Below are 19,713 nucleotides of genomic sequence, written 5' to 3'. Positions count from 1 at the left end.
AACCAATTTGGAGGTATTTATGCAAGCAAGTAAAAAAATAACGAATATACCGAAGTGGCCATTTGCAGATAAAATGGAAGAAGAAGCAGTAAAGGAAGTTTTATCATCGGGTAGCTGGTGGCGTAATACAGGAACACAGGTAAAATTATTTGAAAAAGAATTTGCACAATACCACGGCTGTAAAGGCGGTTTTACAGTTGCCAATGGTACGGTTGCTTTGGAAATTGCCTTAAAATCATTAGGCATTGGCGAAGGTGATGAAGTAATTGTTCCGGAATTTACCTTTTATTCTACAGTGTCTGCAGTACTGGCAGTAAGAGCCATCCCGGTATTGGTAGATGTAAAAGAAGATACTTTTTGTATCGACCCGGAAAAAATAGAAAAGGCAGTAACCAATAAAACAAAGGCTGTAATTCCGGTACATATGGCAGGGCAAATAGCGGATATGGATGCAATTAATGAAGTTGCAAAAAAGTATAATCTTTTTGTAATAGAGGATTCTGCCCATGCACATGGCGCAATGAGGAAAGAAAAAAGTGCAGGTTCCTTTGGTACAATGAGTACCTTTAGTTTTCAAAATGCTAAACTGATTACTGCCGGAGAGGGTGGTATCATACTAAGTAATGATGAAAAGCTGCTTGAACATGTGCTGCTTGAAGCCAATTGTGGAAGAGCTGAGGGAGATACAACCTATCAGCATGTATTGATAGGTGGCAATGCAAGATTGTCGGAAGTACAAGGGGCAATATTAAGAGTACAGCTTTCAAGACTCTCTGAGCAAATCAAATTGAGAGAAAAGAATTATAAATATTTAGCAGAAGGCTTAAAAGATATTCCCGGAATTGTTTTGCAAAAAACAGATGAAGCTATGACGGTTCATCCGCATTATATGGTAATGTTTTATTATGATAAAAACACCTTTGGTGGAGCATCCAGAGCAGAATTTGTAGAATATTTAAAGAATGCCGGAATACCAGTAAACCGCTCCTATGAATGTATCCATAAGCTTCCTGTATTTAAAACACTGCCTGTAGATGCATGGAGAATGGATGGAGCTTGTGCTAATTCTCAGCGTATTAGCGATGAGGTTGTCTGCCTTAATCATAATATACTTTTGGGAGACGAAGCACTGATAAATGATATTTTAGAAGTAATTCGTAATTTTAATTCATAAATTTATAGAATCAGGGCTAATATTATTATGAAAGAATTAAAAGTTAATTTAAATGAACATTCTTATCCCATTGTTATAACAGAAGATTTTTCATTAATTTCGAAGTATGCTCATAATAAGAATAAATGTGTAATTGTTGCAGACGGAAATGTGGAAGCGCTGCACATAGTTGAGCTCAAGGAAGCTGTAAACAAACATTTTAAAGAAGTGTTTGTTTATTCTGTTGAGCCGGGTGAAAAAAGTAAATCCTTAGATATGGCACAGAGACTATATAATTTTTTTATTGAACATAAAATGTGCAGACAAGATGTAGTTATGAGTTTTGGAGGCGGAGTTATTGGTGATCTTGCAGGATTTGCAGCGGCCACTTATATGAGAGGCATACAGTTAATTCATGTTCCAACCTCTTTGCTGGCACAGGTAGACAGCAGTATCGGCGGAAAAACGGCTGTAAATCTGAACCAAACAAAAAATATAATAGGATCATTTTATCAGCCATCTCTTGTATATTCAAATTACAAAGTACTTAAAACGTTACCAAAAGAAGAAGTGAAGAACGCAATGGTGGAAATACTGGTTCATGCAATAATTAAGGATGTAGAGTTATTCCGCTGTATAGAAGACAATCTGGATAAGATTCTAAATCTTGAACCTGATATTATGGAAGTACTGATTGCATGGAACTGTGATATCAAGAAAAGCGTAATTGAACGGGATGAGAAGGATTTGGGTGAACGTGCAATTTTAAATTTTGGACATACATTCGGTCATGCTATTGAGAGTGCCATGGATTATAAATATAAACATGGTGAGTGCGTTGCTATAGGTATTATGGGAGCATGTTATATTTCGGAAAAGCTTGGTTTATGTAGAGATTCTTTAACAATAAGAATAAGAAATATTCTAAACCGAATAGGTGCATTGAATAATATACAGGATTGTGACCAAGAAAGAGTTTATTATTTTCTATTGCATGATAAAAAGGTGAACTGTGGAAATATTAATTTTGTGCTGCCAATTCAAATCGGAGAAGTTGTCAAACATGAAATAAAAGATTTTTCACTCATAACGGATGTTTTTGAAAAACTGAAAAATCAGAAATGGTAATTTAAGTTTGTAGTAACGGGGAATGTGAATTTGATAGATTCACATTCTTTTTTTTGTGAAAGGAAGAGGCTATAACAAGTAGAAATCATCAGGGGTAATGTATAAAAGTACAAAGCTTGCTTACTTTATTGCATATGGATTTCAATCAGTCTATATTAACCATACATAAAAAAACCATAGAAAATATGTAAATTTTTGGTAAATAGTTTAGTTGACTATTATGGTAACTATTTGTATTATAATGGTGTAAATGGATAAAATTTGAAAAAGAGGTGATTATATGTCAAATTTGGCAGAGAAATTAGTTGAGAATAGTATTGAGAAAAACGGTTACAACAATGACTTAGAAGCAACATTGGATTGTGTAAAAAAAATAACCAAGAACAATATTAATATCTTGGTTTATAAGAGTAATTTGGAAGCAACAAAGGATGTAGCAAAAAAGATCGCGGGATTAATGAACAGAAAAAAAACTGATGGTTTGAATCAAACAGCAAACATTGGATTGGCTACTGGAAAGTCCCCTCTTATGGTGTACAAAGAATTGGTAAGAATGCATAAGGAAGAAGGCTTGGATTTTAGAGACACTAAGCTTTTCAATCTGGATGAATTCTGGCCTGTTCACGAATCAGATCCTAGGTCACATCACAGCGAAATGTATAATAACCTTTATAAACATGTAAACATTAACCCTAATTATGTTTTTATACCTAAAGGGTCAGGATTTTCAAGGATTTTAGTTCAGCAGTATTGCGATAATTATGAAAAGGAGATAAATTATAGTGGAGGCTTAGATATCCAATTATTGGGAATTGGTCCCAATGGTCATATTGCATTTAATGAGCCGGGATCATCTGAAGCATCTCCAACCAGGTTCGTTAAATTATCGGATGCCACATTAAAACAAAAAAGTGTTGATTGGGGTTCAGTTGAAAAAACTCCTAAATATTCTATTACAATGGGAATACAGACTATTATGAATGCCAATGAAATAGCGCTGTTGGCATTCGGAAAAGATAAAGCTTCCGTTGTTAGCAAAGCAGTAAATTGTATTCCAAACAGGGAATTTCCGGCTTCATTACTACAAAAACACGGAAATGTTTATTTTTATGTGGATGAAGCTGCAGCATCTGAAATATAGTCATTGAAGGTTAGGGTATCTTATAAGTAATTATATTTATAGAAAAGAGGACATATGATTGAATTAGACAATGTATTAATGGATACCTTACAAAAGGTTAAAGGATTTATTTTTGATTGCGATGGTGTCTTGTTTGACTCACAGCTTGCAAGTTTGTTATACATAAATGAGCATCTCGTACAACTAAATATAAATCCTTTGCCTTTAGATGATCCGAAAAATGATTATCTTTTTGCACTTACCCTGGAGGACATACTTAAAAATGTGGCGCCGGAGGCTTCAACTCATCAGTTAAGACATGCCATGGAAAAGGTTCGTTATGATGAGTTTATTTCACACATGAAACCGGCAGGAAATATGTTGGAAATGCTTTTATATTTGAAGAACAGCGGGTACTATTTGAGCGTGCTATCGAACCGTGGTTCGAACTTATCTGTAATAATTGAGCATTATAAGCTGGATAACTATTTTGAACCGATAATTACCACGGAAGAAGTAAAACCAAAGCCTGATCCTGAAGGACTGCTTCTTATATTAAGAAGATGGAAATTAAGGAATGACGAAGCTGTATTCATAGGTGATTCTCTTTCCGATCAAGAGGCGGCAAATAATGCGGGAGTTCCTTTTTGGTCATTTAATAATAAAAAATTGAATGCAAACTTATATCTTCCAGATTTTAAAACCTTAATAGATATAATATCTCAATTCAACATATATAAAAATAAAAGGAAATGAATACTTATGGATTTTATTAATGGTACGGCGACTTTTATTATTCCTCATTATAGTCATGACGAGAAAAACAAAAAATTTCTTGATGATTGCCTGGAAGGTATATTTAATCAAGGTGATAAAAACTGGCAGGTTGTAATTGTGGATGATAATTCTCCTTCGGCGGAAGTTAAAGACAGTTTAAAAAAATTAGAAAATGTATATCCGGAAAAGATTCATGTTATATTTAAAAATTCTAATGATGGCCCGGGCTTTTGCAGGAACTTGGGTGTCAAATGGGCATATGAGAATAAATCTCCTTTTATATTATACAATGACAGCGATGATATTTCTCATAAAAACAGGCTTGAAAAAACCAGAGAGGTTTTTTGCAATGATTGTGATACAGGGGTTGTATACTCTACTTTCAAAATAATTGATGAACAAAATCAGCTTGTTCCAAAAAGGAATGTAACAGGTTCAATACTTGAAATACTGGAAACCCACACCCAAAACCCGCCACAAGGAAAAAATGTCTGGATAGATATTGGTACGAAATGTGGATATGTCAATTTAACATCCTCCACATCGGTAAGGACTGAGTTGGCTTTTAAATATCCGTTTCCACCTTATAATGTGGCAGAAGACGCCCACACGTGGTTGCGGTATTCTGCGTCAGGTTTCAAATATGTCTATCGGGACGATATCCCTTCATTGTACAGAATATGTCAAAATAAACAGGATGGTTCTTCTTCCCGAGCCAGAGAAGGCGGAAAAAAGGCATTTAACAAAAAGGCCATGCAAATACAAATAGAGGGCTTTAAGGATGCTATTGGTATTGCGCTTCAAAATGGAGGCATAAAGCGGGAAGAGGTAGGGGACCTTTTAATAAAATTATATTTGAAATTAAGTGAAACATTTAAACGAGAAGACGAAGGGGAATTGGTAGATTACTTAATTGAAAACGCTATGATAATCTCCGAAACAAAAACAAAAAAATATATGAATAATTATAAAATCTGCCAAGGTGCAAAAAAATGTATTTGAAAAAGGAAAAGAACTATTACTTGACTTTTTTTTCAATATATATATTAGTATATGGACTATCTGCAATTTTTACAATATACATACCTCTTTATTTTGATTATTTGAAATTCAATAAAACCTCTATAGGTATATTAATGGCAGTGGGACCGCTGAGCAACATTATCTCTCAGCCTTTATGGGGAACTTTATGCGACAGGGTGAAAATAAAGAATTATATCTTATACATTTTATTATTATGCAGCGGAATTTCATTTTTACTGTTCCCTATTTCAAACAATTTTTCTTATCTGTTAGCTATTATAACTGCCTTTGTTTTCTTCGAACGGCCGATTTATGCTATCTATGATACTATAACTCTGGAATATATTGAAACATCAAACTGGAAATACGGGCATATCCGTTTGGCAGGAAGTCTAGGCTATTCCCTGGTAGCAATGATTTCAGGATATTTAATCAAGTTAAATATCTACAATGCCTTTATCATATATTTTTGTCTGTCTGCTACTAATTTTATTTTAAGCAGCAAATTACCGAAAATAAAAGGTCATCAATCAGGCGAAAAAAAAATTTTCCTGCTGGATTTATTTAAAAACCGGGAATTAGTACTATTATTGAGCTTTAACATGATAGTTCAAATTACTTTTGCATTTTATAATTATTTTTTCTCAATCTATTATAAACAAGCCGGTGCTGATGATTTTATGGTGGGATTTGCTATTTTTCTTGCTACAATGAGTGAAGTAGTATTTTTAGTATTTGCTGATAGGATTATAAAGTTCTTAAATATAAAAATATTGCTGTTAATTTCAGCTGCTTTGACCGCAACTCGTTGGCTGTCGCTATATTACTTTTCCAATATTTATATAATATTAATAGTTCAAATTTTATACGGGTTTACTTTTATTGTATTTATGTTTACGTCGACATGTTACGTAAACACGAACGTAAAAAAAGAATTAAAAGCGTCAGGACAAACTATAAACATGTTAATCAGTATGGGCATTTCACCTGTGATTGGAAGTATAGTAGGTGGAAGATTAAGCGATATGTTAGGGATTAGACAAGTCTTTTTATGCAGTTCCCTGTTAATAGTTATAGCTACAATAATATTTGTAATTATATTTGCTGTTAAAGAGAGAGTTATATACCAACAGTCAGAGAAATTACTAAAATGATTGACCTTTCACTGATGCTCAATAATTAATATAACACAACTGAAAAATAAAGGAGAGAGTTATTATGAAAATTGGTATAGTAGGATGTGGATTTGTTTCAAATTTTTATGGGTCGACAATGCCTAACCACCCGGAACTTGAAATAGCCGGTGTAGCAGATATCAACAGGGAAAGAGCAGTCAAGTTTGCAGAATATTATAACACCACATATTATAATTCTGTAGAAGAATTATTGAACAAAAAGGAAATCTCAATCATATTAAATTGTACTAATCCTCACAGTCATTATGAAGTTTCAAAAGCATGCCTTCTGGCAAATAAGCATGTCTATACTGAAAAACCCATGGGTTTAAACTTCAGGGAAGCAGCTGAACTGGTGTCATTGGCAAAAGAAAGAAATTTGAATATTGCGTCATCTCCGAATACGGTTTTGGGAGAATATACAAAAGGCTTGATTAAAGCTCTGAATGAAAAGGAAATCGGAAAACCAATCTTAGCTTATTCCCAGCTTGACGACGGTCCGATTCATCAGATGAGATATTGGTCATGGGTCAGCAAAACAGGAGTGCCATGGCCCTACGAAAATGAATTTAAGGTTGGAAGCGTGTTGGAGCATGCGGGATATACCTTGTCCCTTTTGACAATTCTTTTTGGGCCTGCAAAAACAATTCAATCGTATACTAATTGTTTAGTACCGAACAAATTAAGCAACAGCGGTACGGATAATCTTGGGCCTGATTACAGTGAATCATGTATTGAATTCCATTCAGGTGTCGTAGCGAGAGTAACGATAGGTTCTGTAGCTCCGAATAATCATTCTTTATTGATTACCGGTGAGGAAGGTGTACTTTCCATGGATGATTTGTATTGGAATGTCCGCCAAAAGATATACATACAGAAGAGAGTTTATTCAAATTCAACTGCTTTTGAAAACTCCCATGAGTATTTGTCGGAAAAACTTGAATACCAGTTTGAAAAAACCGATGATTTCATTTATAAAACGGGAACTGAGGTAAATGTGGACTGGGCAAAAGGTGTCTTAGAGCTTGCTGAATCAGTTACCCAAAATAGAAGGTGTCTATTGGATATGGATCATGCCCTTCATGTTATGGAAATCCTAGATTTAATTCAGAATTCCAAAAACTTTAGCGGACCTCAAAAAATTACAACAACTTTTGATCCTGTTATACCTATCAGATGGATGGACGAAAAAAGAGTGCCGGAGCATGCTGTAGTGTAAGAAAATTTCGGGATATATGTAATGAGTAGACAAGCATTATGATTGGAGTAGGTATAGTAGGAGGTGGAGCAATTGCGAAGTTAAGGCATGTGCCTGAATTTCGACGAAAAAGAGAGAGCCGTGATTCTTGCAGATCAATATGGAGGATAGGGTAAACAATACACCTTCACAAATAAAAGCACCCCAAAGTTAGAGACTATAATAAAATAGTTTTTAATCTTGGGGTGCTTTTTAAAATATATATAAAGAATGTATTGTTTTAGTAAGCAAAAATAGGGTATCCTAAGTATGGAAAAATAGTAGAATCATTTTGAAAGGTGTGAAATGAATGTCATTTAAAAACCCGGATAAGTTGAAGAAAAAGAAGAATAAAGTTTGGAAGGATACTCGAGCTCCTAAAATAGCCAAAAAAATTAAAGTAAAGAAGCCAAAGGCTAAAAAATAATAAGATAAGTATTAAGGACGGAACAATATGATTGAATTAGGAAAAAGCCAGAAACTGCAAATAGTCAGAAGAACCCAGATTGGGGTATATATGAACACTAAAAGTGATAAAAGTAAGGAGGATATTCTATTACCAAAAAATCAGGTGCCACAAGATATTAAAGTCGGCGATGAAATAGAGGTATTTGTTTATAAGGATTCTGAAGACAGAATGATATGTACAGTTAAAAAACCCAAGATTACACTTGATGAACTGGCCGTTTTACAAGTAGTAGAAACTACAAATATTGGTGCGTTTTTAGATTGGGGCTTGGAGAAAGACTTGTTTTTACCTTTCAGAGAACAGGTGGGGAATGTTAAAACAGGTGAATCATATTTAGTTGCATTGTATATAGATAGCAGCAACAGATTATGTGCAACTATGAATATATATAATTTGTTAAGCAGCGAATCCCCATATAAGGAAAATGATAGAGTCAATGGAACCGTTTATAGTATTAGTAAAGAGTTAGGGGCTTTTGTGGCTGTAGATAACAAGTATCAAGGCCTGATTCCAAATAAGGAATTGTATGGAGACTATAAAGAAGGCGACAGCGTTAATGTACGAATTAAAAAGGTAAGGCAGGATGGAAAGCTTGAATTGAGTCTGAGAAACGAGGCATACAACGAAATAGAGAGTGACTCTCGAAAAATTATGGAAATGTTTAAATTAAGTGGCGGAGCTATTTCACTTAATGACAAAAGCTCTCCGGAAGCTATAAAAGCTGAACTTAACATGAGTAAGGCAGCTTTTAAAAGAGCTGTAGGAAGGCTATTAAAAGAGGGTGCCATAAAAATAACAGATAAAGGTATTGAAAAGATGTGGTAATGTTATCGCTGCTATAGCGATAACATTTGATTTTATGTAAAGCTAGCCAGAGGCAATCTACATATTATATACTACGTGTGACAGTTATATATCCTCTTAATTGTAACTCCCCTGGTAATTCTGGGATTTTACTTATAGTATTATTTTTCAAATACTTTATATGAAAAAGTTGTTATAAGTTCACAGAAGAGCAATGCCCAGTTACAAGTTTGTCAAAAATATCTGATTTTCCAAGTTTAGATGATACAGTTAGCAGTGCTAAAAACTCCGTTCATGAACCATTTGATGTCTTTCGCTGCGGAAAAAATCTCGGTTTGAAGGCACTGTAATCATTTAAAAGAGTATTCGTCTGAATCTCGACACTCATTCCGGAAACCTATCTGCCTGAATATTCATATATCGACATAATTAGATAAAATTATTCTAAAATTGCAACAATACCATAAACAAAAAAGGAATATTGGCAAGTAGACTAAAAAATTTTTATGATATAAACTTAATACATGATAAGCGCACTGATGGTTAAGATTAAAGTATTTTAGGAGTGTGCAATATGAAAAATCAATCTCAAATAAGAACTATGGAGATTATATCGCTACTATTAGGTAATTCTGAATATATTTCTGTAAAAGACATCGCACAAAAGCTAAATGTATCAGCTCGGACAATAAGAAGTGATATAGAAAAATTGGATGACCATATTAATGAATGCTTTAACTCAGATGAATTATGTATTGAGAGAAAAAGCGGTTCCGGAATTAGATTGAAATCTAAGTCACCTGACTTTAACTTTAACGAGCTGGATATAAACAGTTTAGCAACTAACAAAATACAGATGGATAATAGTACAAGACGATTGGAAATAATGAATATGATGATTAATTCCAATGAGGAGTTAACTACACAATTTCTAGCCGATCAGTACTATGTAAGTAAGAGCACAATTCTGAAAGATTTGGATTGGATTAACAGATGGTTAAAACAATATAATCTGGAGGTTGAAAAAAAGCAGAATAAGGGTGTATATATCTTAGGCAGTGAAAAGGATATCAGAAATGCAATTGTTGCCGTATTGAAATTAGGTAACATAAACCCTAAAAAACCTAATACTAAAATACAGAAAAGTACAGAAATAAAACAAAATAGTAATAAATATAATGAAATTGTAAAAATATATCCTAAAATTAATATCGACGAAATTGGTAACATAATTCACAATGCCGAGAAAGAATTTGCATTTTTTATGCCGGAGGAACATTATAATTCAATGTTTACCCATTTAGTGATAAGTATCGGCAGATTACTCAAAGGAATAAAAGTTGACGATGAGAGCGAATTAATTGAAGGCCAGTGTAATGATATTGAAACCCAGGTAGCAAGATACATTGTATCAAGATTAGAAGAGGAATTTAAAATATCAATTCCTCAGGCTGAATTTGCATATATATGTATGCATTTAATGGGATTGAATATTTATAGCGGTACAGACAGAATGAATATTGATGACGCCTTATTAAATATCCCCAGCAATGTTAAAACCTTGGTCTATGAAATAGTAAGGTATGTAGGAAACATCTTAAATATAGATTTTGCAGATGACAAGATATTATTTTTAGGACTAATGTTTTACTTGAAAACATCAATTTTCAGACTTAAGAATAACGCAAATATAGGATTTTCACAGGATGTAAACGTTGACGATGCCTTGCAAGAGATATATATGGCTGTTTGGACTACCGATAAACTCTATAAAAAATATGCAAACGTTACAGTTAATATTTCCAGTGATGAGATATTAGAGGTTGCTCGATATTTTTTGGTTGCCATTGAAAGAAAGTGGCGAAAGAACAGAGCAATTATAGTATCGGATACAAGCTTACAAGCTGCAATAGAAATTAGGAACCAGTTAACAAAGTATATTCCTAATATGCAGGTCGTAGATATTTGCTCATATTATCAATTGAATTTAAGAAACCATGATAATTATAAATTTATTATTTCTACAATGCCACTAAGCTATAAGAATAAACCTGTGATGCAGGTGCCTGCAAAACTAGACAATGACAACATCAATGAAATTAAAAGGTTTATAAATAGCTATATACTAAAGAACTCAAAAAGAACTGATAATAATGTCAATATATTAACCTTAAAGGTTGAAGACTCACCACAAACTATTGAAGACTTGCTTCTAACTATAGACCGGTTAATCGATGAAGGTAATGTGGATGAGGCTAAAAAAATTAAAAGTCTGGCAAGATATTGTTTTTCTGATGATAATAATAGATTACATATAAAAGGTAATATGTATGTGAAAGTTGTAGAGGGAGATTTAAAACAGTCAATTATCATTAATTGCAGCATAAACTCAAATTTATTAGTTGATGATATTCTGGTCAAAAATGTTAATATTTGCTTTGTTACTGATAATAATATGTCAGCTTATGGAGAAGTTATGGAAAAGTTTTTATTATTTAAGGAATAGGGTTGTTAATAAATGAATATTGCTTTAAATGCAGACAGAGTCCTAAGGGAGGGAATACAATGAAAGGAATAGGAACAGGAGGAGGAAAAGCTTTTGCAGAGATTTATATAGTAAATAATGATAGTGTAGAAATAAATAAATACATCATTGATAATACTGAAGATGAATGCAAAAGAATAGATAACGCAAGAGAAATTGCAAAAGAACAGATAAAAGCAGTAATGGAAAGCAACGTTAAATGCCAAGGGGACGACAACGTAGGGATTTTGGACTATCAACTCTTATTTCTGGAAGATGAATCCTTCTTTGATGACATAAAAAGATATATAAATGACCAACATGTAAACTGTGAATATGCTCTGCATGAATGTGTAAATAATTTTATTAGAGATTTCGAAGCGATAGAGAATGATTACCTAAAAGAAAGAACGTCAGATATTTATGATATGGAAAAAAGAGTACAAATGGTACTTGCGGAAAAGCCTTTACAGGATATCTCATGCATGGCCGGTGAATGTATAATTGCTACCGATGAAATGCTTCCATCTCAGGTTATGAGCATGGATAGAAATAATATTAAAGGAATTTTAATGGAATATGGAGGTAAGACTTCCCATAGCGTAATTATTGCCCGTTCCTTGGGAATCCCGTGTATAGTCGGTTTAAAGGATATTAAGAAATTGGTTACCAATGGGGAAAAGGTAATTATTGACGGAAATACCGGCGAAGTAAACATAAATCCAAATAAAAATGACATTTCAGATTATCAACAGTATCAAAATAATAAAAATTTAAAAAATATAGAGCTTAAAAAATTTATAGACAGAGCTACCAGAACTCAGGATGGTGTTACTATGAAGATTTTAGCAAATATTTCTTCAGAAAATGACATTAAACATATGTTGGAAAATGGGGGGGAAGGGATAGGATTATTTAGAACGGAATTTATTTACATAAACAGTAAAACACTCCCATCAGAAGAAGCCCAGTATAAAATATATTCAGATATTGCTCAGAAGAATAAGGACAAGCTATTTATAATCAGGACATTAGATATCGGTGGAGATAAATCCATTGACTATTTAAATATCAAAAAAGAAGAAAACCCGTTTTTGGGATTTAGAGCTATAAGATATTGTTTGAAAAATCCACATATTTTTAAGGCCCAGATTTCTGCAATATTAAGGGCCAGCACTTTTGGAAATATAAAATTTATGATTCCAATGATAGCTACATTAATGGAGCTAAGAAGTGCAAAAGAGATGATTGACGAGGTTAAAGAGGACCTTGAAAGCAAAGGTATCCCATTTTGCAAGGATACACAAATAGGAATGATGATTGAAACACCGTCAGCAGCCTTGATGGTAGACCGTTTTGCAAAGGAGGTAGACTTTTTTAGTATAGGAACTAATGACCTCACCCAGTATTTATTTGCCGCAGACCGTATGAATGAGCAGGTTGCCTATTTAAATTCCAGTTTTCATCCCCAACTTTTAAAGGTAGTAAAAGATGTAGTTGATTGCGGTAAAAGGAATGGTATTGAAGTAGATATATGCGGACATGCAGGTGAAAACCCGTATCTGATTCCTATTTGGGTTGCTATGGGGGTTGATAACTTAAGTGTTAGTATTCCGTCAATTCTGGCAGTAAGACAACAGATATGCAATATTAACAAAAAAGATTTAATCCCGGTTTTAGAAAAAGTTTTAGCTTTTGACGATGCTTATGAAGTAGAAGAATATCTCAAAACGAAGTTTCAATTTTAATATTCAATATTCTAAAGTTGAAAGGAAAGTCAATATAAACTTTAGATATCTTAATTCAGGTTATTACCGACTCTTTCGACTCATTTCAGAGGTGGGAGAGCAATGTCGGTATACTTAGGATAAATACACAATAGGAGAGTATAAAATGATTTCAATTAATGTTAAGGTTATGAATCAGCTAGGTATACATGCTAGAACAGCAGCTAAACTTGTAAGGACTGCAGCAGCTTTTAAAAGCTCAATTAATGCAGTAAAGGATGGTAAGCTTTATGATTTGAAAAATGTAAGAGGTGCAATCACATTAAACGGCAAATTTGGAGATGAACTCACTATCCAGTTTGATGGGATTGACGAAGCTGAGGCCTCTGAGAGTATTAATCAACTTTTCTTAGGCGGACTTGGTGAAAGTTAACATAATTATAATGGTAAAGGAGTAGCATTATGGATATATTACAAACTTCTATGTCTATTATCGCAGGTGCCGGTGACGCAAAAAGCTATGCAATGGAAGCCATATACCTTGCTAGAGAAGGCAAGTATGAAGAAGCACGTATAAGCCTTGAAAAGGCTAAAGAAGCCTTGAGGGACACTCACAGTATTCAAACAGATTTAATTACTAAAGAAATGCAGGGTGAAAAAATGGAATTAGCACTAATAATGGTGCATGCACAGGATCATCTCATGGGTGCTGTATTAATTAAGGATTTAGCTGCGGAGATTGTCACAATGTATGAGAAATTTTCAAAATAATTAATCAAAAGGAGAGGAGGATAAAAATGGTTAGAATTACTTTGGTGTGTTCAGCCGGAATGTCAACAAGTATGCTTATGGAGAGGATGAAAGAAGCAGCAAAGGTTAAGGGGATTGAGGTACAGATGCAAGCTTTAGCAGAGGGAGAGATAAAAAATAATTTGGATGATACAGATATTTTGTTATTGGGCCCTCAGGTAAGGTACATGATATCCGGCATAAGAGCAGAATATGCCAACAAAATTTCTGTTATAGAAGTAATAAATATGTCTGATTATGGACTTATGAACGGTGAAAAGGTTCTTAATGATGCTCTTGCACTTTATAGCAAAAAATAAATATAAGGAGATGATGTATAAAATGAGTAGCAAAAAACATAACGTTCAAGGCTTTTTCGAAGAAAAATTTATGCCTATTGCTGCAAAAATAGGAAACCAGAAGCATCTTATAGCACTGAGAGATGGAATAATGTTTACTATGCCACTTCTCATTATAGGTTCACTCTTTCTAATCTTAGCAGAGTTACCTATTGATGCATACCAGAATTTTATGGCTTCAGTATTCGGTGAAAATTGGCAGGCATTTGAGGGTGTTGCCCTGAACGGAACAATGGGAATTATATCACTTATTGCAGTCTTTGGTATTGCTTATTCCCTGGCTGGAAGCTATGAAGTTGATGGGAAGCCAATTGATGGTATTCCTGCGGGTGTATTATCTGTTGCAGCATTTTTCATTGTCAATATAGTAAGTGTTTTTGGCAAAGGAGACGATGCAGTTGAAGCATGGGGAACATCTGTATTTACATCTGAGTATTTGTTTCTTGCAATAGTAGTATCATTAATTGTAGCAGAAATATATAGATTTCTGCTGCAGAAGAAATTTGTTATAACAATGCCAAAATCCGTACCTCCAACAGTATCACGTTCCTTTACCGCACTAGTACCGGGCTTTGTAATAATAGTTTTCTTTATGCTGGTGAGATTAGGCTTTTCCTTTACAGGATGGTCGGATTTAGCAACATTTGTTCAAAGCGTATTAAAAAAGCCGATAGAGTTAGCAGGCTCATCTTACATAGGAACAGTATTTGCGTGTTTATTTGAACATACGCTTTGGTCTTTTGGTATTCACGGTTCTTCAATTATGACGGCAGTTATGGAGCCAATCTGGATTTCTAATGCCGGTGCAAACCTGGAGGCTTTTAAAGCCGGAGCAGAACAACTCCCCAACATTGTTACATATTCCTTCTATGAAAATGGAGTTTGGATGGGTGGTTCAGGTGCAACTTTAGCGGTTGTTGTTTATATGCTGGTGTTTGCTAAATCAAAGTTGGTAAAGCAGATTGGACGTTTGGCAATTGTTCCTGGTATTTTTAACATTAATGAGCCGGTTGTATTTGGTCTGCCGGTTGTGTTAAATCCATTCCTTATGATTCCATACATATTAGCACCTATCGCCGTAACTACTGTTTCATATTTCGGTACTTTAATCGGTATATTCCCGTACACTACAGGAGTTATTATACCTTGGACTACTCCATATTTTATAAGCGGTTACTTGATGACAGGCGGAAATGTTATGGGTGTTGTTGCCCAAGTAGTATTATTTGCAGTAGCTTTTATAATTTGGCTTCCGTTTATAAGAATTTGGGACAAGAAGAATTATATTTCTGAAAATCAGATTGAGGAGCCGGTAACAGCTGCTGTTCAATAATAACACAATCTAACTATATTTTTTCACATTTGCCCCTGTAATATCTGCACTCCATGCACGAATGCAGATATTACAGAGGATAAAATTTAAAAAATGGGGGAAAGAGTATGAAATCATTAAAACAGGCATTTACAAATTTCAGACTTCGTAGATTGGTAGCATTCATAATTGACATGGGTATCATGGCGGTACTCTTGACCTTATTCTATAAATTATTCGAGTTACCTAATTTTCCGGTGGTAATGGCAGCAATGGCGGAAGCGAATAGTAAGATAAATACTCCGGAGTGGCAGTCTCTCGTAAATAGCTCAACAGCAATCTTCAACATGGTTTTTATACAGTCATTGCTAATATATTTCGGTTATGAAACTGTTACTCAAATATTATTTAAGGGTTCAACAATTGGAAAGTTAATTATGGGGCTGCGCATAGTTTCTCAAAATAGCAATCGTGGAGTGATATTCCATTATCTATTTATGACAGTGAGAAGCTTTATAAAAATAATTTTAATATATTTATTGCAGGGAATTCCATTTATTATCTCTATATTAAGCATTTTTGCGAATTATCAATCCAAGGCTGGCTATGATTATATTGTTAAAACGGTTGTTGTAGAAAAGGTAAAAGGGAAAGATGTTGAAGATGAAAAGAATAAATTAATTAAGAGGGATATGATTGCAGATGCCTGATAAATTAGGAATAGGAATAGATGGTGGCGGAACTAAAACCAAAGTATTAGTAAAAAAGTCGTTGACTGGGGATGTACTTTTTGAAAAAAAATATCCATCAACTAATTATAACAATATTGGAGTAGATGGGTTAGAACAGGTTTTAAAAGTAATATACAACGAACTGGCTGAGAAATTCGGTAAAGAACAACTTGCAAATGCATCTCTGGCAATGGGAGCTGCGGGTATTGACAGACCACAGGATGAAGAAGTATATCGTGAAGCTTTAAAAAACAGTGGTTTTGATTGTAGTTTTGAAGTATTCAATGATGCATATATCGCTTTAATAGGTGGTAATTGCGGAAGAAATGGTGCACTTTTAATTACGGGTACAGGTTCAATCGCTATAGGTATTTCTTCTGAAGGAAAAGAGGTAAGAACCGGGGGCTGGGGTTATATGACCAGTGATGACGGAAGTGGCTATAAGCTTGGAATAAAGGCTGTTTCAGCAATAATGGATCATTATGATGGAATTATTGAACATACATCTTTAACCGATAGAGTACTAAATTATTATGGAATAAATTCTCCGGAAGATTTTATGGATTTGATATATATAGATAAAGATTTTAGTATAGACAAAATTGCTGCAATAGCTCCTATTGTACAGGAAGAAGCTGAAAGAGGGGATGCGGCTGCTTTGGATATTCTAAATAGAGAAATAGAAAGATTAGTTGCAATGATAAGAGCTCTGGCAAAAAAAATGAAAAAAAGTGAGTTCAGACTATGCCTTGCAGGAAGCTTAATGTTAAAGTCAGCTATTTATTTGAGGTTATTTAAGGATAGTATGAATAGAAGCTTACCCGGTATTAAGATATGTGAACCGCTGGATGAGCCGGCTTATGGAGCATTAATTATTGCATTGGGGAGGGAACAATAAATGAGTAAGGGATTAAAGATAGCTGTAATTGGTGGTGGCAGTAGCTATACTCCAGAATTGGTGGAAGGAATTCTTAAAAGAAAAGATGAATTACCAGTGTCGGAATTATGGCTTGTAGATATAGAAGAGGGAAAACAAAAGCTCGATATCATTGAAGCTCTCACCAATAGAATGGTTAAGAAAAGTGGCCTGGATATAAGAGTATTTGCAACGCTGAATAGAAGAGAAGCAATACATAATGCAGATTTTGTTATAACACAATTCAGAGTTGGCGGGCTAAAGGCCAGAGAAAAAGATGAGCTTATTCCATTAAAATACGATGTAATAGGTCAGGAAACAACGGGGCCCGGAGGCTTTGCAAAAGCAATGCGAACTATTCCTGTAATTCTGGATATTTGCAGGGAAATTGAGGAATTGGCACCAGATGCTTGGCTTGTAAATTTCACAAACCCGGCAGGAATCATAACAGAGGCAGTAAAGACACATTCAAGTGTTAAAGTTTTTGGACTATGCAATGTTCCTCTTGGTACTAAAATGGATATTGCAAAACTTTTGAAGGTGGAATCAGAGCGTATAAAGGTGGACTTTGTTGGACTTAATCATATGAATTTTATTACAAATGTTTACTTGGATGGATACAGCATTTTAGATGAAATAATTAAAAAATATAGTAATCCTGAATACCATGAACAAGTAGAAGCCATATCTGATATAGTTTGGGATATTGATTTCATAAAAAGCTTAGGTATGCTTACAAGCCCATATCACAGATACTATTATATTACAAAGACTATGCTTGAGGAGGAAAAAGAGAGCGTCAGAACTAACGGTTCCCGGGCAATGCAGGTACAAAGACTGGAGAAGAGCCTGTTCGAGTTATATAAGGATGAAAATTTAAATGTAAAGCCTAAAGAGCTAGAAGGCAGGGGTGGGGCATACTATTCCGATGCAGCTATTTCATTGATTAGTGCCATATATAATGACAAAAATGAGATACATACTATTAATGTACTAAATAACGGAACAATAACGAATGTATCTTCAGATGCAATAATAGAAGCAAATTGTATAGTCGGAAGAAATGGAGCTCAGCCAATTCATATAGGTGCTGCCGATACAAAAATAGTCGGCCTGATAAACTATGTTAAGTCATATGAAAAATTGACTATTAAGGCGGCTGTTTCCGGGAGTTATTATGATGCACTTATGGCTATAAATGCAAATCCTCTTGTAAATGAATATTCAGACGCCAAGGCCATACTTGATGAATTGTTAATTGCTCATAAACCCTATCTGGACTATGTAAAAAAGTAAATTCGAGAGGCTATTTACTATGAGAGAAATCGGTGTAAGTGTATATAGTGATTTTTGCTCAATGGAAGATATATTCACATACCTTTCAAAGGCCAGCAGATTGGGGTTTAAAAAGGTATTTACCTCACTAATTCTAGAGAATCATGGTTTCGAAGCTTCAAAGAAACTGGAGTGCAATCAGTTGAAAAAACTTTATAATATATGCCATGAACTTGGTTTACATATAACTGCTGATATAAATCGTGAAATCTTTGAGGCATTAGGCTGCAGCTTAAATAAATTAAAACCGTTGCAGGACATGTGTATAGAAAGGCTTCGTATTGATGATGGATTTTCAAATGCTGAAATATGTACAATCACAAACAATGACTATGGGATAAAGATAGAATTAAGTGCTGCTTCCGCTGGGAAAATGGGCGACTATACATATAATGAAACCAAAAACTTGTTAGAGCTGATTAAAAAAGAAGGCAATTTAAAAAGCTTAACAGCATGTCACAACTTCTATCCATTGACAGGTACAGGGGTAGATATTTTAGAAATAAGGGATGTAAACAAATTGTTTAAATCCTATGATATACCGCTGGGTGCTTTTGTAGCTTCACAATTCTCGCCAAAGCATCTTCATAGAAATGGTAATGGAGTTCCAACGGTTGAAAAGCATAGATATTTGCCTCCCCATATAGCAATGCAAGAGCTTTTTGCAGAAGGATTTGACTATGTATTGATTGGTGATTCCATGGCAGATGACAGGGAGCTTGAAAAAATGGCTAAGTGCGCAATAAGTTCCACAATAGAAATTCCGGTAGTTTTTAATCAATATATTAGCAATTCAATAAAAGAGAAAATTTTGAATATGGAGTTAAAAGCAAGGATAGATCAACCGGCAGAAGTAATCAGAGCGTCAGTTAGCAGGGGGGTAGAAGTGGCTCCAATATACTGTGCTAACCGTTCAAAATACACAGTAACAATCTGTAACTCTAATGCATCACACTATATGGGTGAGCTTCAGATTAATCTTAAGGATCTAGGGCCATCAATAGAACATAATGTACTGGGTTTTGTTCATCCGGATGCCAATGGACTATTAGAAGGTATCAAATATGGTCGTAATAAATTTAAACTGGTTAAATATTAACATAAGGTAACATTAACTAATAGTAAAGGAGATAT

18 protein-coding genes are annotated in these 19,713 nt (G+C 34.3%); all 18 read left to right on the top strand.

Going from position 1 to position 19,713, the window contains the following annotated elements; all coding sequences use genetic code 11:
- Window positions 1–19 precede the first annotated feature (19 nt).
- The 18 genes from CLO1100_RS16000 (at window position 20) to CLO1100_RS15915 (ending at window position 19,678) form a co-directional block, all read left to right on the top strand.
- The gene (locus tag CLO1100_RS16000) at window positions 20–1,174 is read left to right on the top strand and encodes a DegT/DnrJ/EryC1/StrS family aminotransferase (RefSeq protein WP_014314812.1); all 1,155 of its coding nucleotides are present in this window, start codon (window positions 20–22) and stop codon (window positions 1,172–1,174) included.
- A gap of 27 nt (window positions 1,175–1,201) precedes the next feature.
- On the top strand, window positions 1,202–2,281 hold the full coding sequence (gene aroB, locus CLO1100_RS15995; protein WP_014314811.1) for a 3-dehydroquinate synthase: 1,080 nt from the start codon (window positions 1,202–1,204) through the stop codon (window positions 2,279–2,281).
- A gap of 280 nt (window positions 2,282–2,561) precedes the next feature.
- Window positions 2,562–3,422 carry a glucosamine-6-phosphate deaminase gene (locus tag CLO1100_RS15990; RefSeq protein WP_014314810.1) on the top strand — a complete coding sequence of 287 codons (861 nt, stop codon included), beginning with the start codon at window positions 2,562–2,564 and terminating at the stop codon, window positions 3,420–3,422.
- 54 nt (window positions 3,423–3,476) lie between these two features.
- Entirely contained in the window at window positions 3,477–4,157 is a 681-nt protein-coding gene (locus CLO1100_RS15985) for an HAD family hydrolase (RefSeq protein WP_014314809.1), read from the top strand.
- A gap of 6 nt (window positions 4,158–4,163) precedes the next feature.
- Window positions 4,164–5,180, top strand: coding sequence for a glycosyltransferase family 2 protein (locus tag CLO1100_RS15980; RefSeq protein WP_014314808.1), 1,017 nt, complete (start codon window positions 4,164–4,166; stop codon window positions 5,178–5,180).
- Complete coding sequence (locus CLO1100_RS15975; RefSeq protein WP_187288892.1) at window positions 5,177–6,355, top strand: MFS transporter; 1,179 nt, start codon at window positions 5,177–5,179, stop codon at window positions 6,353–6,355. The genes CLO1100_RS15980 and CLO1100_RS15975 overlap by 4 nt, the downstream gene beginning before the upstream one ends.
- Before the next feature lie 64 nt (window positions 6,356–6,419).
- Window positions 6,420–7,595 (top strand): Gfo/Idh/MocA family oxidoreductase, encoded by a 1,176-nt coding sequence (locus CLO1100_RS15970; RefSeq protein WP_014314806.1) that lies wholly within the window; start codon window positions 6,420–6,422, stop codon window positions 7,593–7,595.
- A 472-nt stretch (window positions 7,596–8,067) separates the two neighbouring features.
- The gene (locus CLO1100_RS15965; protein WP_014314804.1) at window positions 8,068–8,907 is read left to right on the top strand and encodes a S1-like domain-containing RNA-binding protein; all 840 of its coding nucleotides are present in this window, start codon (window positions 8,068–8,070) and stop codon (window positions 8,905–8,907) included.
- Between the two features lie 553 nt (window positions 8,908–9,460).
- Complete coding sequence (locus CLO1100_RS15960; RefSeq protein WP_014314803.1) at window positions 9,461–11,392, top strand: HTH domain-containing protein; 1,932 nt, start codon at window positions 9,461–9,463, stop codon at window positions 11,390–11,392.
- A gap of 59 nt (window positions 11,393–11,451) precedes the next feature.
- Window positions 11,452–13,158: a phosphoenolpyruvate--protein phosphotransferase gene (ptsP, locus tag CLO1100_RS15955; RefSeq protein WP_014314802.1), complete on the top strand. Its 1,707-nt coding sequence runs from the start codon at window positions 11,452–11,454 to the stop codon at window positions 13,156–13,158.
- A 145-nt stretch (window positions 13,159–13,303) separates the two neighbouring features.
- Window positions 13,304–13,570 carry an HPr family phosphocarrier protein gene (locus CLO1100_RS15950; protein ID WP_014314801.1) on the top strand — a complete coding sequence of 89 codons (267 nt, stop codon included), beginning with the start codon at window positions 13,304–13,306 and terminating at the stop codon, window positions 13,568–13,570.
- A 29-nt stretch (window positions 13,571–13,599) separates the two neighbouring features.
- Window positions 13,600–13,908, top strand: a complete 309-nt coding sequence (locus CLO1100_RS15945) for a PTS lactose/cellobiose transporter subunit IIA (RefSeq protein WP_014314800.1) — start codon at window positions 13,600–13,602, stop codon at window positions 13,906–13,908.
- A 26-nt stretch (window positions 13,909–13,934) separates the two neighbouring features.
- On the top strand, window positions 13,935–14,246 hold the full coding sequence (locus tag CLO1100_RS15940; RefSeq protein ID WP_014314799.1) for a PTS sugar transporter subunit IIB: 312 nt from the start codon (window positions 13,935–13,937) through the stop codon (window positions 14,244–14,246).
- A gap of 22 nt (window positions 14,247–14,268) precedes the next feature.
- Window positions 14,269–15,618: a PTS cellobiose transporter subunit IIC gene (celB, locus tag CLO1100_RS15935; protein ID WP_014314798.1), complete on the top strand. Its 1,350-nt coding sequence runs from the start codon at window positions 14,269–14,271 to the stop codon at window positions 15,616–15,618.
- Window positions 15,619–15,725: 107 nt separating this feature from the next.
- Window positions 15,726–16,307, top strand: a complete 582-nt coding sequence (locus CLO1100_RS15930; protein WP_014314797.1) for an RDD family protein — start codon at window positions 15,726–15,728, stop codon at window positions 16,305–16,307.
- Complete coding sequence (locus CLO1100_RS15925) at window positions 16,300–17,226, top strand: BadF/BadG/BcrA/BcrD ATPase family protein (RefSeq protein ID WP_242836587.1); 927 nt, start codon at window positions 16,300–16,302, stop codon at window positions 17,224–17,226. The genes CLO1100_RS15930 and CLO1100_RS15925 overlap by 8 nt, the downstream gene beginning before the upstream one ends.
- Entirely contained in the window at window positions 17,227–18,540 is a 1,314-nt protein-coding gene (locus CLO1100_RS15920; RefSeq protein WP_014314795.1) for a 6-phospho-beta-glucosidase, read from the top strand.
- Window positions 18,541–18,559: 19 nt separating this feature from the next.
- Window positions 18,560–19,678 (top strand): MupG family TIM beta-alpha barrel fold protein, encoded by a 1,119-nt coding sequence (locus CLO1100_RS15915; RefSeq protein ID WP_014314794.1) that lies wholly within the window; start codon window positions 18,560–18,562, stop codon window positions 19,676–19,678.
- The last annotated feature ends 35 nt before the right edge of the window (window positions 19,679–19,713 follow it).

The organism is Clostridium sp. BNL1100, from assembly GCF_000244875.1.
GTDB lineage: Bacteria > Bacillota > Clostridia > Acetivibrionales > DSM-1351 > Ruminiclostridium.
The sequence above is the reverse complement of the archived record's forward strand: the minus strand, read 5'-3'. Positions and strand labels throughout refer to the sequence as shown.

What these genes read in the sequence shown, in the direction of transcription:
- CLO1100_RS15920 (WP_014314795.1), top strand. Translation starts at nt 17,227, where the DNA reads ATGAGTAAGGGATTAAAGATAGCTGTAATTGGTGGTGGCAGTAGCTAT.
- CLO1100_RS15945 (WP_014314800.1), top strand. Translation starts at nt 13,600, where the DNA reads ATGGATATATTACAAACTTCTATGTCTATTATCGCAGGTGCCGGTGAC.
- CLO1100_RS15950 (WP_014314801.1), top strand. Translation starts at nt 13,304, where the DNA reads ATGATTTCAATTAATGTTAAGGTTATGAATCAGCTAGGTATACATGCT.
- CLO1100_RS15940 (WP_014314799.1), top strand. Translation starts at nt 13,935, where the DNA reads ATGGTTAGAATTACTTTGGTGTGTTCAGCCGGAATGTCAACAAGTATG.
- CLO1100_RS15980 (WP_014314808.1), top strand. Translation starts at nt 4,164, where the DNA reads ATGGATTTTATTAATGGTACGGCGACTTTTATTATTCCTCATTATAGT.
- CLO1100_RS16000 (WP_014314812.1), top strand. Translation starts at nt 20, where the DNA reads ATGCAAGCAAGTAAAAAAATAACGAATATACCGAAGTGGCCATTTGCA.
- ptsP (WP_014314802.1), top strand. Translation starts at nt 11,452, where the DNA reads ATGAAAGGAATAGGAACAGGAGGAGGAAAAGCTTTTGCAGAGATTTAT.
- aroB (WP_014314811.1), top strand. Translation starts at nt 1,202, where the DNA reads ATGAAAGAATTAAAAGTTAATTTAAATGAACATTCTTATCCCATTGTT.
- CLO1100_RS15985 (WP_014314809.1), top strand. Translation starts at nt 3,477, where the DNA reads ATGATTGAATTAGACAATGTATTAATGGATACCTTACAAAAGGTTAAA.
- CLO1100_RS15970 (WP_014314806.1), top strand. Translation starts at nt 6,420, where the DNA reads ATGAAAATTGGTATAGTAGGATGTGGATTTGTTTCAAATTTTTATGGG.
- CLO1100_RS15915 (WP_014314794.1), top strand. Translation starts at nt 18,560, where the DNA reads ATGAGAGAAATCGGTGTAAGTGTATATAGTGATTTTTGCTCAATGGAA.
- CLO1100_RS15960 (WP_014314803.1), top strand. Translation starts at nt 9,461, where the DNA reads ATGAAAAATCAATCTCAAATAAGAACTATGGAGATTATATCGCTACTA.
- CLO1100_RS15990 (WP_014314810.1), top strand. Translation starts at nt 2,562, where the DNA reads ATGTCAAATTTGGCAGAGAAATTAGTTGAGAATAGTATTGAGAAAAAC.
- celB (WP_014314798.1), top strand. Translation starts at nt 14,269, where the DNA reads ATGAGTAGCAAAAAACATAACGTTCAAGGCTTTTTCGAAGAAAAATTT.
- CLO1100_RS15965 (WP_014314804.1), top strand. Translation starts at nt 8,068, where the DNA reads ATGATTGAATTAGGAAAAAGCCAGAAACTGCAAATAGTCAGAAGAACC.
- CLO1100_RS15925 (WP_242836587.1), top strand. Translation starts at nt 16,300, where the DNA reads ATGCCTGATAAATTAGGAATAGGAATAGATGGTGGCGGAACTAAAACC.
- CLO1100_RS15930 (WP_014314797.1), top strand. Translation starts at nt 15,726, where the DNA reads ATGAAATCATTAAAACAGGCATTTACAAATTTCAGACTTCGTAGATTG.